Here is a 15,918-nt window from a genome sequence, read left to right as displayed (position 1 = left end):
CCCCGTGATTTTTATAAGTGGGGCATTTTTATCTTCAGAACCTATTAACTCCAGCCTTGTTTACTACGACGGATATAAGGTAATACGGATAATAAAGCCAGAACCGCTAATACCATTCCAATCCATAGAGCTGAACGTAAACCGAATCCAGATGAAATTGCCATTCCACCTAAATAAGAACCGCCACCTAATCCAATATTGATCACGGAAGTATGAACGGCATTGACCATTGGCCCTGGATGTGCCACGCTGACAATTCTTGCCATCATTGCCGGATTCATTGGCACGCCAGATAAACCGATAAGTATAACAGCCAGAATAGCAATGACCTGATATTGAACAAATAGCGCCATGCCGAGCAAAGAAATACTCAATATTGTTAAGCCGACAACCATAACAGTTAAACTATGGCGATATGCAAGACGTCCCGTTACCATATTCCCGATGATATTGGCTAGTCCATAAAGCATCAGAATGAAGGGAACCGTCTGCATTGTAAATTCACTGACATCCGTCAGCACGGGGACAAAATAACTGAATGCCGCAAAACTTGCTCCCAAAATCAAACAGCTGGTTGCACAGGCTTTCCAATAGGCTTTATTTTTAAATGCCTTAATCTCTTCAGCCATCTTGATAGCACCGCCGCCGCTCATATGTGGCAATAAACGTACTAATGCTAGCAGGCATATGAAAACCAGGACCGCGACCAGCCCAAAACTCATTTTCCAGCCCCAGTGCTGGTCAATGATTGTCGCGATAGGTACACCAAAGACATTGGATACCATAAAACCTGCTATCACTATTGATGCGGCACGAGGGCGATTTTCTACAGATACAAGAGCCATACTTGTCGCGAGTGAAAGACTTAAACACCCTGCACATAAAATACCTGTCACGATGCGAATGGCAACTAGCACATTGTAATCAGAGGCAAAGACGCTTAATCCTTGTACGATAACATATAACCCTAACAGCCATAATAATGTTGAGCGATAGGGCGCTTTAAACTTAAGAAAGGTGTAGGTTAATACCGGGCCACCTAGCATTACACCGAATGCATAATATGAAATCAAATGCCCGACTTCGCCGACTGTAACACCAAATGCTTCCGATAGCGTGGTCATCATACCCGCCACCATTAACTCTGCTGTACCTAATGAAAAAATGGCTAACCCTAAAATATAAACGACTAATGGCATGTTTTTTTATTTTTCCTTGTATTGGAATGATCGTTACAAAAATGAGTGCGAGTAAATAATGAATTTTTTCGCTTAAATTTATAAATTGATTAACAGACCAGCGACGACATCTTCGAGGATTTTTCTATCTGTAATGTTTTTATTCAGTACACGTAAACCGTAATAGCCTGCCATAAAGCCTCTCGCCATTTCGACGGCTGATGCTTTATTGTTCAGTTCGCCGCTTCGTTGGCCTTCGATGAATACCGACACCAGCGTTTTTTCTAAATGCTGACGATATTCATTATTCAGGCTCGCAACGGCTTCATCTTTACTGCCCATCTCCAGGGCTGAAAATAAGACCATCGCATCATGCTGCTCTGGCTGAGAAAGATCTTCGGCAATACCCCAGAGCAGAAGGGTGTGCAATCGCTCTTTTACCAGACCTGGCTGTGTGAGTATTGTTAACTGTGCTGACATAGTTTGTTCGTGGCTGCGCAACAAAGCTTGCTCGTACAGGGCTTGCTTGCTTCCAAAGGCATTGTATAGGCTTCCCCGCCCTAATCCCGTACCATTGCATAAATCTTGCGCAGAGGTGCCTGCATAACCATTGGCGCTGAAAACAGCGACGGCAGCATCAATGACATCCTGATCTTCGAACTTTCGTGGACGACCTGGAAAGGTTGGTTTTTCAGCACTCATAGGGATGTGGGACTTGAAATGAGTTGAGGCGGCATAGTATTGATTATGGAACGATCAGTCAAATAATTTTCATAAAAAAATCAGTGGTGATGCACCGACAGATTTTCTTATGAATTGCTATGCGTTTCTGTAGAGGGATGTGTGGATTTTATCCTTTCCAGGATAGTACGTTGATACAACGACAACCACGCGTAATGGTTAATCATCACACCGGAATCTGCCGTATTCTAGTGAACGTCCAACGTCCCCCTTCGATTAAGGATAGTGTTGCATCGACCGATTGAACTCATAGGGCAGAGTAAAGTCATCGCAGCGTGAGTGATATGACAGGCGACCTGTTGAAGCCATGGTACCATTACAGACTGTATCATCTACCTCACTACACACATCGGCCTGCCAGATACTGGTTCGGGGTGTATCTCCGTATCCACGCTGAATACGGTTCTCAGCAATCCAGGGTTCATCACCTCTTCTGGTGTGCCTTGCGCCATAACATGTCCCTTCGCCATGACCACCAGATGGTCGCAGTACCGGCTGGCCTGATTAAGGTCGTGCAGCACGGCGACCACCGTTTTCCCCTGAGCCCGGAGTTCGCCCATCAGCCGCATCAGTTCCACCTGATGATTGATATCGAGATAGGTGGTTGGCTCATCGAGTAGTACAACGGGCGTATCCTGCGCCAGGACCATCGCCAGAAATGCGCGCTGTCGCTGACCGCCAGAAAGATCGGTTAACCGTCGGTCGGCAAGATATTGGATCCGGGTCTGGTTCATAGCATCATGGACCCGCGTATTGTCTTCAACGGAGAGACGCCCCCAGAGTGACAACCACGGGTTGCGACCGTACGAAACAAGCTCCTGGACGGTGATCCCCTCGGGAGTTAAATGGTGCTGGGGCAGCAGCGCCAGCCTGCGGGCTAGCTGGCGTGATGAGAGCGTATTGATGGCACTATCGCCGAGAAATACGCCTCCGGACTGCGGCGTTAACAGTCGTGAAAAACAGTTTAACAACGTTGACTTCCCGCAGCCGTTAGGGCCGAGCAGGGCGATTGCCTTCCCCGCTGGTAGGGTGAGTGAAACGCCATCAAGCACCTTGTTTGTACCGTAACAGACCGTCAGATTTTCAGTTCGTAATGTCATTTATCGCATTCTCACAAGCAGCCAGACAAACCATGGTGCACCGATAATGGCGGTCAGCACGCCAGCCGGAAGTTCCAGAGGAGGATGAACAATTCGCGCCAGCAGGTCGGCAACCACCAGCAGTAACGCACCTGTCATGGCTGAAACGGGCAGCAGCCAGCGGTGACGTCCACCGGTAATGCTGCGCACCATATGCGGCACCACAAGACCAATAAAGCTAATTGGGCCGCAGACGGCCACGCCGGTCGATGTCATGGCGACGGCCAGTAGCAAAGCCTGGAGCCGAATACGCGGCACCGACACACCGAGCGTGGTGGCGCGCGCATCGCCCAATGCCAGGAGGTCGAGATCGCGGCAAAAACGCAGACTCAGCGGCAGAAACAAAATCAGCAGTGGGGCGGCTATTTTCACAAAGCTCCAGTCACGGCCCCATAAGCTGCCGGTCAGCCACAGCAGGGCGTTGTTCACATCCTGCGGACGCGAAAGCATCAGATAATCCGTCAGGCTTGCCCAGCAGGCAGAGAGCGCAACACCCGTGAGCGCCAGCTTCATCGGCTGGCTGGTGTTCGCCAGTATTCTCAGCAGGATCAGGCCCGCCATGCCACCGGCAAAGGCCAGTAGCGGCAGAGTAATCACCGGTAGTGACGGTAAGAGAAGCAGCGCGCCCACAGAGGCCAGGCTGGCGGCATGGTTTACGCCGAGGATATCCGGTGATGCCAGAGGGTTACGCACGATCCCTTGCACCAGCACGCCTGCCACCGCGAGGGCTGCACCGACAAGCAGCGCCAGCAGCAGTCGCGGCAGGCGGTACGCCGTTAATACGTAATGATATTCGCGCCCGGTCTGCCAGTCGCTCAGCAGAGCACGCCAGGGAACGGCGATCACCCCCATTTGTAGTGACAAAGCCGAAAGTCCTGCCAGCGCGAGGGTGATGAAAATGATGAACGCAATTTTCATCCACGCCTCCTGACCAGCCAGACAAAACAGGGTGCACCAATCAGCGCCACTACTGCCCCCGCGGGCAATTCGCCAGGGAAGGCCAGCGCTCGGGCCAGAACATCAGCCAGCAGCAGCAGCGTGGCGCCCATAAGCATGCTCATCGGCAGGACCTTGCGCTGATCGAATCCTACCCAGAAGCGAGCCAGATGCGGCATCAGCAGACCGATAAACGCCACCGGACCTGCCACGCTGACGCAGGTACCGACCAGAAGCAGCACCAGAACATTGATGATCAAACGGAGCTTCGGCAGATTCACCCCCAGCGTGCGGGCGGTGCTGTCACTGACGTTAAGCAGGTTCAGTTGATTAGCCAGCAGCAATACCACCGGTACAGCAACCACTACCATTGGGAAAAGCTGCCAGAACTCCTGCCAACGTGCGTGGGATACGCCTCCCGCAAGCCAGTAAAAAATGCCGTAGGCGTGATCTTCCGTCAGCAGCAGAGTGATGCGGGTAAGGGCCATGCAGAAAGCCGAGAACGCGATGCCCGCGAGGATCAGTTTGTTTCTGTCCTGGGTGTGGCGAAATCCACCACCTGCGGTCATCACCATCAGCCAGCTTACGCCACCGCCGAAGGCGGCGATAAAGGCGATGGAGTAACCCGTAACGGGCGCAGGGCTGATAGCGCTGGTAAGCGCCATCGTCAGCGCTGCGCCACTGTTAATACCGAGTAGTGAAGGGGAGGCCATTGCATTATGCGTCAGGGTCTGCAGCAGCGTTCCCGCCAGTGCCAGGCTTGCGCCGATCAAAATGGCGACCAGGCTTCTCGGCAAACGAAGGTTTTGCACCAGCGCTTGTGGAAGCGTCGGCGTATGGCCTGGTAGCAGGGCGTGAATGGCGTCAACGCCGGAAACAGGAATGGCCGAGTAGCAAAACAGACTCAGCCAGAAGATAGCGATAAGCGCGACAAGGGGGAGCCCCCACTGTAGCGCTGGATGTTTGAAAATTGTCATTTCACATCGGATAAAGGCTGGTGGTGAAAGATTTTTACCGTGTCGCTGGCAATGCGTTCGGCTGCGAAAATGCCGCGCATCCGCGCCCAGGCGTTACTGTCGACCGACGCCGTCTGCTGTTTTTGCGCCGCAGTTAACATCTGCCACAGCGGGTCTTGTTGCCAGCGTTTCACGATGCTCTCTTCACGATAGTGCGCGACCAGCAGCCATGCCGGATTGAGCGCCAGCAGCTGTTCCAGACCGATGGACGGCATAGACGAACCCGCCATAGCTGCAGGCACCGTCAGCCCCAGAGAGGTCAGGACGCCCCCGGTCCAGGTCTCCTGAGTATGCAGGTTGAACTGCTGCTCCCGGGACGTACCAAACACCACCATCGTGTCTTTTGGCAGTTGGCTGGCCCACGCTGACATCTGTTGTTGGTGTTGCGCCAGGCGTGACTGCATCTGTGCTTTCTTACCCACAATTTCACCGATGATGGCCGCAGATTGCAGATTTTCAGCGTAGGTTTCATTGCGAGACTTGAGCAGCAGCACAGGTGCTATTTGCTGTAAGGCGATGTAAATACCCGCATGGCGGCTGCTGTCGGCAATGATCAGATCCGGTTTCAGCGCGCTGATGGCTTCTAAACTCGGCTGCGCACGCGTGCCGACAGACTGCCAGGGTTTCAGATGGGCACGAACCTCTGGAAGAATGCGTGTGGCATCGTTATCGTCGGCAATGCCGACCGGACTGACATCGACAGCAGCCAGTGCGTCCGCGAACGACAGTTCCAGCACCACTATCCGTTGTGGCGTTTTATCAAGCGTAAAGGTGCCATGTTCGTCATGAACCGTGGCGGCAAAAGCATGGCCGGTGAGCAGCAGAGCGGCGAATAGCGTGCGTAATGGTGTGAACATGTAAATTGCCTGCGTCGGGTGGCGTTTCGTTTGCCCGACCTACAAAAACAGCATGCAGGCCGGGTAAACGGGGGTTTAGAACTTCAACGAACCCTGCATATACAGCGTGCGCGGCTGGCCTGCGTAGATGCCTTTGTTGTTGTCGTCGTAAGAGCGGGTGAAATAATCTTGGTCGAAGATATTTTTCACACCGAACGCCAGGTTCAGGTCTGCCATCTGCGGGCCGAAGTCATAGGCTACGCGTGCGCCCCAGAGCATAAAGCCAGGGATGCGACCGGTACTGCCGTCAGCGCTCTCTTTAACGGTGTTGGCGTTATCCGCAAACTGGCTGGACTGGAAATCGCTATTCAGGTTGAAGGTCCAGTTGCCCGGCTTATAGTCCACGCCCAACGTGCCTTTGTGTTTTGGTGAGAAGGGCACCTGATTGCCATAGGTATCGCCTTTCTCGCGAATCTCAGCGTTCACATACGCATAGTTTGCGTAGACTGAAACGTTGTCGAGCGTTGGCGTCAATGTGCCGAGATCATAGCGAGTCTGAGTTTCCAGTCCGGTATGGCGCGTTTTACCGCGTGCAGTAACGGTGTCGTTGGTTTGGTTGGAATCGTACTGATTATTAAAGTTAATCAGGAACAGCCCCATTTCCGCCGTCAGCGCGCCATCGTCGTATCGGGTTCCGAGCTCCCAGGTTCGCGCTTTTTCCGGTTCCACATTGCCGCTTTGCACAGCCTTGCCAATTTGGCTGTACTGTACGGTGCCGAATGAGCCTTCAGTGTTTGCATAAAGATTCCAGCTATCAGTCAGGTGATAAAGCACATTTAGCGCCGGAAGTGGGGCGTTGTAGCTTACTTCCTCATGTGTGCCTTTGATGGCGTTGTTCTGGTATGACTCGATATGTTCAAAGCGCATACCCGGTGTGATAGTCCAGTTGCCAATGTCGATTTTGTCATCCAGATACCAGGCGTGCGCTTCGGTGCCCGAACGAGTGTCGCGATCGTAAGGGCTGGCGCTGGACGGCAGTTGTCCACTGCTGGTGGCCGTGTAGTAACGCATTTCATGCGTCGACTCGCTCACATAACGGTATCCCACGCCCACTTCGTGCGCGGAAGGACCCACCATAAAGCTCTGACTGTAGCGTGGTTCAATGCCGCGTACCCAGTAGTTACGCGGTGAAAGGGTGAGGCGTTTTCCCTGTTCCAGGTAGCCGCTGCGCAGGGTTTCAGTGTAGAAGCCCTGAATATTGAATTTATGCTGGCTGTCCGGTTGGAACTGATAGCCGAGGCTTGCCAGCTTGCGGCGCCCCCAGAAGCGATCGTAAGGGCGCGTGGATTGCCAGCGGTCGGCGTCGTAATCCGCGCGAGACAGGCCACCGGGCATGTCGGCTTCACCGTCGTAGTATTGCAACAGACTGTTGAAGGTATGCACTTCGTTTGGCGCATATTTGCTTTTCAGCATCAGGTCGTCGATGCGGGTCGCGCTGTGTTCGCGCCAGTCGCTTCCACGTGTACCGGAGTAAAGCAGGGCGGTACCAAAACCGTTATCCGCCGTGCCGCCCACCATCAGGTTGTGCGTTTCTTTTGGGTTATTTTGTGAAGATGTTGGGCTGAGCTGGCCTTCCACGCCGGCTTCCATGCCGAAGTCTTGCGGAATAGCGCGGGTAACAAAGTTCACCACCCCGCCCACGCTCTGTGGCCCGTAACGCACCGCGCCACCGCCGCGAACCACGTCGATGGCGTCCATATTTCCGAGTGAGACGGGCGCCAGTGAAAGCTGCGGCTGGCCGTAAGGGGCAAACGGCACGGGAATACCGTCCATCAGCACTGTTGAACGGCTGGCCAGGCGCGGATTCAGGCCGCGAATACCAAAGTTCATTGCCAGATCGTGGCTACCGGTGCCGTTGTTTTCTGGGGCGGTAACGCCAGGAATGCGGTTCAGTACCTCGCGCATGGATGTTGCGCCGGTTTTGGCGAAATCCTCGCGGCGGATAACGTCACGTGCGCCAGCATGTTCGAAAACGTCGTTTTCGCGCGCATCCCCCAGCCAGTCGCCCACCACGGTCAGGGCATCTTCTTGCGGTGTTGGTGCGGGCTCCAGCGTCCAGCTATTATTACCCAGCGATTTCACCTGCAGGCCACTACCGTTCAGCAGGTGTTGCAGGCCGGTTTCGACGTCGTAGTCACCGTGAAGACCGTTACTCTGTTTGCCGCGAGTCAGGCTGGCGTCAACCGACAGGGTAATTCCGCTAAGCGCGGCATACTGATTAAGGGCTTTGTCGAGCGAACCCGGTGCAATATCAACCTGCGCTGCGAAGGCGGATAACGACAGCCCGGCCAGCGGCAGCAGGCTCAGGCGAACGGCGTTAACCAAAGGTGTTGTTTTGCGAAAAACGCGTAAAGGCGTCATACCTTCTCCATCATCATTTTTGTTGTGTTCATCTATGAGTCGAATGAGAAGGGGAAAAAGGACAATCGAAATGAGAATTATTTTTCTTACAGTGCGGAAATATTTACCCAGTATCGCGTAACTGACTGAATTTTCACTGGAAGAGTCTTGGCAATAACATCCAGGATTGCATCAGTATTTTTCAGCGGGAAAGTTCCACTCAGGCGTAATCCGGCCACAGCCGGATCGCAGCGCAGCACGCCGTTGCGATAACGGCTCAGCGTGGCAATCACTTCACCCAAAGGTTTATCGCTGAAGCTCAGAATGCCCTGCGTCCAGGTGGCGCTTTCATCATCCGCTGAGGCTATTGCACCAAATTCAGACGCGCTAAACTGCAGGCTCTCGCCAGCGCTGACGATGCGTTTTTCCTGCGGACGATTTGCCAGTAAGACTTCTACAGCGTGTTGTTGAACGACAACGCGTGTGACGTTGTCCTGCTGGTAGACGGTAAATTCTGTGCCTAATGCGGTGAGCTGGCCCTGGCGGGTCACAACGCGGAAAGGTCTCTGCTGCGCGTCTTTTGCGGTGGTAATAGCAATTTCGCCGTACCAGAGATGGACAGCGCGTTGACGCGTATCAAAACGAACATCCGCGGCGCTTTGTGTGTTGAGCGTCAGCAGAGAACCATCTTCCAGCCGCTGATGGCTCACCGCGCCTTTGGCGGTGCGGTAATCCGCGCGCAGACCTTCACCGGCTTCAGACTGCCAGAGCTGCCAGCCGCCGCCCACACCGAGCAGCAGCAGTAGCCCTTTCATGACATGACGACGGGTAAGGCGCGTATCGTGCAGCGCCCGGCTGGCAACATCGCCCGGTACGCGGCTGAGCTGGCTGCGCAGGTTTTCAACCTGTTGCCAGGCCCACTGATGATCTTTGTCCTCTTCGTACCATTGTTGCCAGCGCGCTTCTTGCTGTGGGCTGACACGCTCGCCGCTCAATACAGCATACCAGTGCGATGCCGAGCGCAATGCCTGGCGGCGAGAATCGGTGATAGAAGAATTCACAGGCCGTGCTCCAGACGAAACAGCAGACAATGTTCGATAGCCTTTGCCATATACTTTTTCACCGAGCTGACGGAGATACCGAGCTTCAGCGCGATCTCGCTGTATGTCAGACCATCCAGTTGCGAAAGCAGAAACGCTTCTCGTGTTTTTCCGTTCAGCCCGTCAAGCATGCTGTCGATGAGTTGCAGGGTTTCGAGCTGACTCTCGCGTTCCTCGGGGGAAGGCGCGAGCGCCTCCGGCATAAGCGCCAACATCTCCAGATAGGCTTTTTCCAGCGCGTTTCGGCGAAACAGGTCGACCATCACCCGTTTGGCGAGAGTGCACAGAAAGGAGCGCGGATCGCGGATCGTCGAGAGCGAGTCGCTGCCCATTACCCGTAGAAAAGTGTCCTGGGCAATGTCATCTGCATCAAAGGCGGACTGGAGTTTGCGCGTCAGCCAGCTTTTCAACCAGCCGTGATGTGCGCCATAAAGCGACTCGAGCGTAAAGGAAGCAGTGGTAGTGGCATGGTCAGACATGTGGAATGTATCAAAAGTTAATTATCACGCGATTATAGTAATATGAGAATGGTTATCATTACAATTAGAAATATAATTGTATTACGTTGAACTTCTTAATGCGTTGTTATTTATAAAAATGTAATGAGGTGGATATCGGATGGGGAAGGGGAGTCTGCTTCTGGCATGTGACGGTTGGAATGACATCTGACCATGTCTGCTGTGAGCATGGAGCAGACGAATGCTTTAAAGCATGCTGAACTCTTTAAAAGTAAACCGTTTTTGGGAGGACACCGAGAGCAGAGCAGCTGTTACTTTTCGGGAAAAAGTGAGTTGCGGATCAGGAAATGCTCAATCGAGTCGATTAAACCGGGAGCTAAGGGGAGCGCGGGTTCAGCGTATGTCGCGATATTCGCTTTGCGATCGTCCGAAGTCACCTCTTTCATAACATGGTTCATATTGGGCAGTATAACCAGGGACGCTTGAGGATTCGCGGCCTTAAGCAGTCTTGCATCCGTTTCCTCCACCTGGAGATCGCGTTGCCCTTGTAGCACTAACACGGGTTTGGCAATACTCGAAATGAGATGACCCGGATTATATGAAAACGCATTGATCAAAAACCCCTGAACAGCAGGATTAAAGATACTTTGCAGTGCTGGGTGAATATTCGTAATATCGACTCGCCGCCGATGCTCCAGAGCATCAATTATCGGCAGCGCCTGCTTTAATAGAATTTCATTTTCCGGATTAGCGTTAAGTTGCCCCCTCAACACCTCGCCCATCGGCCTCCCAGGCGTTGCGATAAGAACCACACCGCACACATTCTCTTCTTGAGCCGAGGCAAGTGCGACTACGCCCCCTTCGCTGTGTCCTAAAACCCAAACACAGGGAGTGTGCATGTGACGTCTAAGCACGTCTACCCAGGATCGAATGTCGTCAACATAGTCAGCAATCGTCACCGCATTGGCATCGTCTACGGCCATTGCGCTAGCGAACATTCCACGTTTGTCGATACGAAGCGTCGCAAAACCTTTGGCAGCCAGGCCTTCAGCAAGAAGTCGGTAAGGCGATGCATTCACACCAAGCGGGTTGTTTCCATCCCGATCGGTTGGCCCGGAGCCAGGAACGATAAGAACAACGGCTGTTGGTTTTGAATTCGGGGTGAGTAACGTGCCTTTCAAAGGGCCTTTTGGCCCTGCGGCATCCAGGGCAGTTTCGGAAAAGGTCTCCGGTACTGCCGCCAGACTCACAAATGGGCAAGCGCCCAAAAGGGCAATTGAGGCGGCAATATTCATTGGAGATGTTCCTGTAAAATTCAGCGTACCCGTCAATTTATATTATAAATATGGCCTGCTCTACATTGATTAATATATCAGCAGTGATAGAAAAGTCCTCTGCTGGCACAGAGCGAAGGTACTGGGTGAGTTTAAAGTCTACTGTGAGCGAAGAGTGGACATCTCAACTCATTGTTGTTCCTGTCTATTGATATGGAAGCCCGGAACGGTAAGCGTTTGGAACAAATACCTGCGGCTATTATGAATGAAGTGTTGGCCAGACTAAGTTGAGGTTTTGATATGCGCACTGAGCAATGGCATAAAAGCAAAAAGCCTGCTCAGTTTCCTAAGCAGGCTTCTTAAATATGGCTCCTCTGACTGGACTCGAACCAGTGACATACGGATTAACAGTCCGCCGTTCTACCGACTGAACTACAGAGGAATCGTTTGAACGAGGCGCATATTAGCGAGGGTGGTGAGGCTTGTCAAAGGGGTAAATACATTTGTGTGTTCGTTTGCTGACAAAATCAGCAAAGCGGCGATCTTTCCGTCTTTTTATGCTTTTGCCCCATTCTGGTGCGTGTCTACCTCTTCCAGGGCAGCCTGAATGAGATACTTAGGTGTGCAGAATGATCTCCCTTCGCTTTTACTCCTGACTTTACGCGGCTTTAACCGTAAAACACCGTTTTAGACGAAAGTGGCAAGCATCTTGCAATCCTGAATTTAATGACTGCCAGCACGGGTTCTGGTATTCCGACAGGAGGCAAAATGAACTTCAGACGACTGAAATATTTCGTGAAAATCGTCGATATTGGTAGCCTGACCCAGGCAGCGGAAGTGTTGCACATTGCGCAACCCGCGCTGAGCCAGCAGGTCGCTACGCTGGAAGGTGAGCTGGATCAGCAATTGCTGATTCGTACCAAGCGTGGCGTCACGCCGACGGAAGCAGGAAAAGTGCTATATACCCACGCCCGGACGATTTTACGTCAGTGCGAACAGGCGCAACTTGCGGTTAATAACGTGGGCCAGACCTTGAGTGGACAGGTCTCTATCGGCCTTGCGCCGGGGACAGTCGCGTCATCCATTACCATGCCGTTATTACAGACGCTACGTGCCGAACTGCCTGATGTGCTGGTCTATTTGCATGAAAACAGTGGGGCAGTGCTGAATGACAAGCTGCTCAGCGGGCAATTAGATATGGCAGTGCTCTATGAGCGTTCACCCGTGGCGGGCATCAGCAGTCAACCGTTGCTTAAAGAGGATCTGTACCTGGTTGGCACGCGTGAGTGTCCGGGGCAAAGCGTCGATTTAGCCGCAGTGGCGCAGATGAATTTGTTCTTGCCACGGGATTACAGCGCGGTTCGCCTGCGCGTGGATGAAGCTTTTTCGCTACGTCGCTTAACGGCTAAAGTGATTGGCGAAATTGAGTCTATCTCCACCCTAACGGCCGCCATTGCCAGTGGTATGGGTGTCACAGTGTTGCCTGAGTCGGCCGCCCGTTCATTATGCAATGCGGCTAACGGCTGGATGGCGCGCATTACAACACCGTCGATGAATCTGCCATTATCGTTGAACGTATCCGCCAGAGGGAGCTTATCGCCCCAGGCGCAGGCCGTGAAGGAGATCCTGTTGTCGCTGGTCAGCCGTCCGGCGCTGGAAAATCGCGAGCTGCAGCTGGTCAGCTAAACCTTATTCCCACAAGGAATAAGATGCAGGTTTTTATTATTTGTTATGCCGGGCATCAGACTTTAACAATAGCGTAATGTCTGATGTGCCCGGAGCGAAACGTGAATTTCCAGCAACTTAAAATAATCCGCGAGGCGGCCCGTCAGGATTACAACCTGACAGAGGTCGCGAATATACTGTACACCTCGCAGTCGGGCGTCAGCCGACACATTCGTGAACTTGAAGATGAACTTGGCATCGAGATTTTTATCCGTCGCGGTAAACGCCTGTTGGGCATGACCGAACCGGGTAAAGCCTTGCTGGTTATTGCCGAGCGTATTCTGAATGAGGCCAGTAATGTTCGTCGACTGGCGGATCTGTTTACCAATGACACGTCCGGCGTTCTGACGATTGCCACCACGCATACCCAGGCACGCTATAGCTTGCCTGCGGTGATAAAAGCCTTTCGTGAGCTGTTCCCTGAGGTGCGTCTGGAACTTATTCAGGGTACGCCACAGGAGATTGATGTCCTGCTACAAAATGGCGGGGCAGATATCGGAATTGCCAGTGAGCGGCTGAGCAGCGATCCATTGTTGGTGGCTTTTCCCTGGTTTCGTTGGCACCACAGCCTGCTTGTTCCTCACGACCATCCATTAGTGAAAGCTTCTCCGCTCACGCTGGAGTCTATTGCTCACTGGCCGTTAATTACCTATCGTCAGGGGATTACAGGGCGTTCCCGCATCGATGAAGCATTTGCTCGCAAAGGGCTGATACCGGATATTATTCTCAGCGCCCAGGACTCGGATGTGATTAAAACTTACGTGTCGCTGGGGTTGGGGATTGGGCTGGTGGCAGAGCAATCCAGCGGCGAGCAGGAAGAGGGGACCTTAACCCGTCTGGATACCCGGCATTTGTTTGATGCAAATACCGTTTGGCTAGGGCTTAAACGCGGACAGCTGCAGCGCAACTACGTCTGGCGATTCATCGAGTTATGCAATGCAGGGCTATCCGTCGATGAAATTAAGCGTCAGGCGATGGAGCCAGATGAGGCGGTGATTGATTATCAGATTTAACTACAAAAGCCCGTGAGCGAACGGGCTTCTCTGACGTTGCTGAATGGCGGGTAGAAAGCTGCGTTACCTCAAGGTCTCCAGCCTCAGATCCTGCGTCGGCACCCGCGACAATATCGAACAAGACACCGCCCGTCCCGAATCCGCATAAATAAACTGAAATCCATTCTTCACCGAAAGAACATCTCGATTGGTAAACGTATAGAATTTATTACTCTGACTACGCCGGGCATCGGAAACATAAAAACTATTGTTTTCCCACAGCACGCTAACATGCTGGAACAAATGAAATGTCACCTCCGCCCAGCCTCTGTCCGGGCAACGTAGCGTGACTTTCTCACCGGCTATTGTACTCAGTGGAATTACTAATAAAGCGGTTAGCGCTGCTTTCAGCAGTATCGGCATGGGCAAGTATGGGTCTCATTCTGATGTCGTTGCACGATAAGATACTTAACCATGACGTTAATGAATTGGATCATAGAGACATTTTGCATAAGCAGACGGACATTCTCCCGTCGGCAGTATGGAAAAACCTGGTGTGGAGTGAAGCGCTCTACCTGGCGAATGGGATCGCATAAAAGCAAAAAGCCTGCTTAGTTTCCTAAGCAGGCTTCTTAAATATGGCTCCTCTGACTGGGATCGCCTTAGCTATTAATTGGCTGAATATTAAGCTAAATAAGAAGTTCAGTCTTGTCAAGACCATAAAAATGAGCACCACGAGTAGCTGGTGAAAGGTCTCATGTATTTTGTGCTCGTTATTAAGATCATATTCATACGGATCGTCTGCTTAACGTCAAAAACGGGCGTCAATGGTAGATGTATAGAAAAGGTTATGGGTGGTGCAGGGTGCCAATCAGTTAGCTGCCTTCGTTAACAATAATATTAGTGTTTTATAATTTATTTATAGACCTCTGCAACCCCGTGCAGACGGTTATGCCCCGTGGTTGACAGAATTTTGAACGATGTTGCTCCTTGCTCATCAGCCTTACGAGAGAGTGCATTTGATAACTCATCAAGGGTATAGGCATTGCTGGCTGAGACTACGCCGATCTTTTCTTTCCCGTCTGCATGGTTAATTTCCTGAGCAGCAGAGGCGGCATTCACTGAAATAAACCCCATGACTAATGTAGTAATAAGTAGTGCTTTCATATCTAATACCTCTTTTAAAATCTATGTTTGAAACTGGATTCGTATCAGGAGAACTATCCCCGTCGGTATATTCAAATATACAGACCCAAGCTGTCATGATGCTGACCGCTAATTGACAAAATTGTCAGGGTTATAAATTAGCTATTTTTTGAATACAGGTTCATCTCGTTAATAATGCACTCCGGTTCTTCTCTGAGAGGCATATTGTCTATGTCCAGAACTCCATCATTTTTCTGTGGGTCATCAGTCTGCAGGTCTGCAAACAGTGGAGTAAGATCCTGTGGTGCTTCACCTTGTTCAGCCACCAGCTCGAACGTTTTATTTTTTGCCTCGTTGTGGGTCAGGGCACTGACCAGAACCTCTGCGATTTGCTCCCGGGATATCACACCATCTTCCGGTGTTACGGCATGACGCCTGTCTCCCTGAAGCATAACGATTCTGTGCTCATCATCATTGTTGTAATCAAACCAGCCGGGCCTGACGATGGTATAGGGATGACCGCTGGCCCTGACCAGACGCTCGGCACGTCTTTTCCAGTCATGAACTTCAGTTCGTTGATTCCAGGTGCTGAGCCGCTCAGTCACGCCAATCGTGGTCATCAGGCCGATACGAATAGGTGTATCCCTGAATATTCGTAAAATATTGCGCACTCCGCCGTAATCTATCGCTCTGGCACCAATACGCCCCTGGCCATCGGAACCGAGCGTGAAGATTATGCCATCAATATCTTTCGGCAAATCGGTGAGTGTTTCAGGCATTGAAACATCGCCATAAAAAACATCAGTTCCACGAGGAAGTAATTTTACTTTGCGTTTATTTCTGACCAGAGCGACGGGCTGATGGCCCATTTCAATAGCGGTATTCACGACATGAAGACCAATACTTCCTGTCGCCCCTGCAATGAGTATTTTCATTATAAACCTTCTGATAATTGTGACTTATTTTCGATACGGTCA

Annotated in this window: 14 protein-coding genes, 1 tRNA gene and 1 pseudogene; 3 read left to right on the top strand and 13 right to left on the bottom strand. The window is 51.9% G+C overall.

Translation table 11 applies throughout. The features are described 5' to 3' along the window. Positions 1-44: 44 nt before the first annotated feature. The 10 genes from OGY08_RS18330 to OGY08_RS18285 all read right to left on the bottom strand — a co-directional run bounded on the left by OGY08_RS18330 (position 45) and on the right by OGY08_RS18285 (position 11,099). Entirely contained in the window at positions 45-1,199 is a 1,155-nt protein-coding gene (locus OGY08_RS18330) for an MFS transporter (protein WP_048235640.1), read from the bottom strand. Between the two features lie 78 nt (positions 1,200-1,277). Further along, positions 1,278-1,880 carry a TetR/AcrR family transcriptional regulator gene (locus OGY08_RS18325; protein WP_032942979.1) on the bottom strand — a complete coding sequence of 201 codons (603 nt, stop codon included), beginning with the start codon at positions 1,878-1,880 and terminating at the stop codon, positions 1,278-1,280. 371 nt (positions 1,881-2,251) lie between these two features. Next, on the bottom strand, positions 2,252-3,019 hold the full coding sequence (fecE, locus tag OGY08_RS18320) for a Fe(3+) dicitrate ABC transporter ATP-binding protein FecE (RefSeq protein WP_125363836.1): 768 nt from the start codon (positions 3,017-3,019) through the stop codon (positions 2,252-2,254). Next, on the bottom strand, positions 3,020-3,976 hold the full coding sequence (gene fecD, locus OGY08_RS18315; protein WP_125363837.1) for a Fe(3+) dicitrate ABC transporter permease subunit FecD: 957 nt from the start codon (positions 3,974-3,976) through the stop codon (positions 3,020-3,022). Beyond that, positions 3,973-4,971 carry an iron-dicitrate ABC transporter permease FecC gene (gene fecC / locus OGY08_RS18310; RefSeq protein WP_125363838.1) on the bottom strand — a complete coding sequence of 333 codons (999 nt, stop codon included), beginning with the start codon at positions 4,969-4,971 and terminating at the stop codon, positions 3,973-3,975. The genes fecD and fecC overlap by 4 nt, the downstream gene beginning before the upstream one ends. Continuing rightward, positions 4,968-5,867 carry a Fe(3+) dicitrate ABC transporter substrate-binding protein FecB gene (locus OGY08_RS18305; RefSeq protein ID WP_008784385.1) on the bottom strand — a complete coding sequence of 300 codons (900 nt, stop codon included), beginning with the start codon at positions 5,865-5,867 and terminating at the stop codon, positions 4,968-4,970. Before OGY08_RS18305 ends, fecC begins: the two co-directional genes overlap by 4 nt. A gap of 75 nt (positions 5,868-5,942) precedes the next feature. After that, positions 5,943-8,267, bottom strand: coding sequence for a TonB-dependent Fe(3+) dicitrate receptor FecA (gene fecA, locus OGY08_RS18300; RefSeq protein ID WP_125363840.1), 2,325 nt, complete (start codon positions 8,265-8,267; stop codon positions 5,943-5,945). A gap of 86 nt (positions 8,268-8,353) precedes the next feature. Further along, a complete protein-coding gene (fecR, locus tag OGY08_RS18295) occupies positions 8,354-9,307 on the bottom strand; it encodes a ferric citrate uptake sigma factor regulator FecR (RefSeq protein WP_125363841.1) in 954 nt (317 codons plus the stop codon). Beyond that, positions 9,304-9,825 carry a ferric citrate uptake sigma factor FecI gene (gene fecI / locus OGY08_RS18290; protein ID WP_008784388.1) on the bottom strand — a complete coding sequence of 174 codons (522 nt, stop codon included), beginning with the start codon at positions 9,823-9,825 and terminating at the stop codon, positions 9,304-9,306. Before fecI ends, fecR begins: the two co-directional genes overlap by 4 nt. Before the next feature lie 290 nt (positions 9,826-10,115). Beyond that, positions 10,116-11,099, bottom strand: a complete 984-nt coding sequence (locus tag OGY08_RS18285) for an alpha/beta hydrolase (RefSeq protein ID WP_125363842.1) — start codon at positions 11,097-11,099, stop codon at positions 10,116-10,118. A gap of 183 nt (positions 11,100-11,282) precedes the next feature. Here OGY08_RS18285 and OGY08_RS18280 point away from each other — a divergent pair. After that, positions 11,283-11,369 (top strand): annotated as a pseudogene (locus OGY08_RS18280) (type II toxin-antitoxin system PemK/MazF family toxin); the annotation flags it as partial. Between the two features lie 75 nt (positions 11,370-11,444). On the opposite strand, the gene OGY08_RS18275 reads toward OGY08_RS18280, so the two are convergent. After that, positions 11,445-11,520: transfer RNA gene (locus OGY08_RS18275), tRNA-Asn, on the bottom strand. A 326-nt stretch (positions 11,521-11,846) separates the two neighbouring features. Between OGY08_RS18275 and nac the strand changes: the two genes are divergently transcribed. Together nac and cbl are read left to right on the top strand one after the other, a co-directional pair. Then, positions 11,847-12,764, top strand: a complete 918-nt coding sequence (gene nac, locus OGY08_RS18270; protein WP_008784390.1) for a nitrogen assimilation transcriptional regulator NAC — start codon at positions 11,847-11,849, stop codon at positions 12,762-12,764. 101 nt (positions 12,765-12,865) lie between these two features. After that, positions 12,866-13,816: an HTH-type transcriptional regulator Cbl gene (gene cbl / locus OGY08_RS18265; RefSeq protein ID WP_048214440.1), complete on the top strand. Its 951-nt coding sequence runs from the start codon at positions 12,866-12,868 to the stop codon at positions 13,814-13,816. Positions 13,817-14,710: 894 nt separating this feature from the next. Here the strand turns inward: cbl and OGY08_RS18260 are convergent. Both OGY08_RS18260 and OGY08_RS18255 read right to left on the bottom strand, forming a co-directional pair. Beyond that, positions 14,711-14,962, bottom strand: coding sequence for a YdgH/BhsA/McbA family protein (locus OGY08_RS18260; RefSeq protein WP_060682370.1), 252 nt, complete (start codon positions 14,960-14,962; stop codon positions 14,711-14,713). Between the two features lie 137 nt (positions 14,963-15,099). Continuing rightward, positions 15,100-15,876, bottom strand: a complete 777-nt coding sequence (locus OGY08_RS18255) for an SDR family oxidoreductase (protein WP_241177285.1) — start codon at positions 15,874-15,876, stop codon at positions 15,100-15,102. Positions 15,877-15,918 lie beyond the last annotated feature (42 nt).

It is taken from the genome of Citrobacter sp. Cpo069 (assembly GCF_030332785.1).
GTDB classification, from domain to species: domain Bacteria; phylum Pseudomonadota; class Gammaproteobacteria; order Enterobacterales; family Enterobacteriaceae; genus Citrobacter; species Citrobacter portucalensis.
This window is presented reverse-complemented; position numbering and strand designations above follow the sequence as displayed.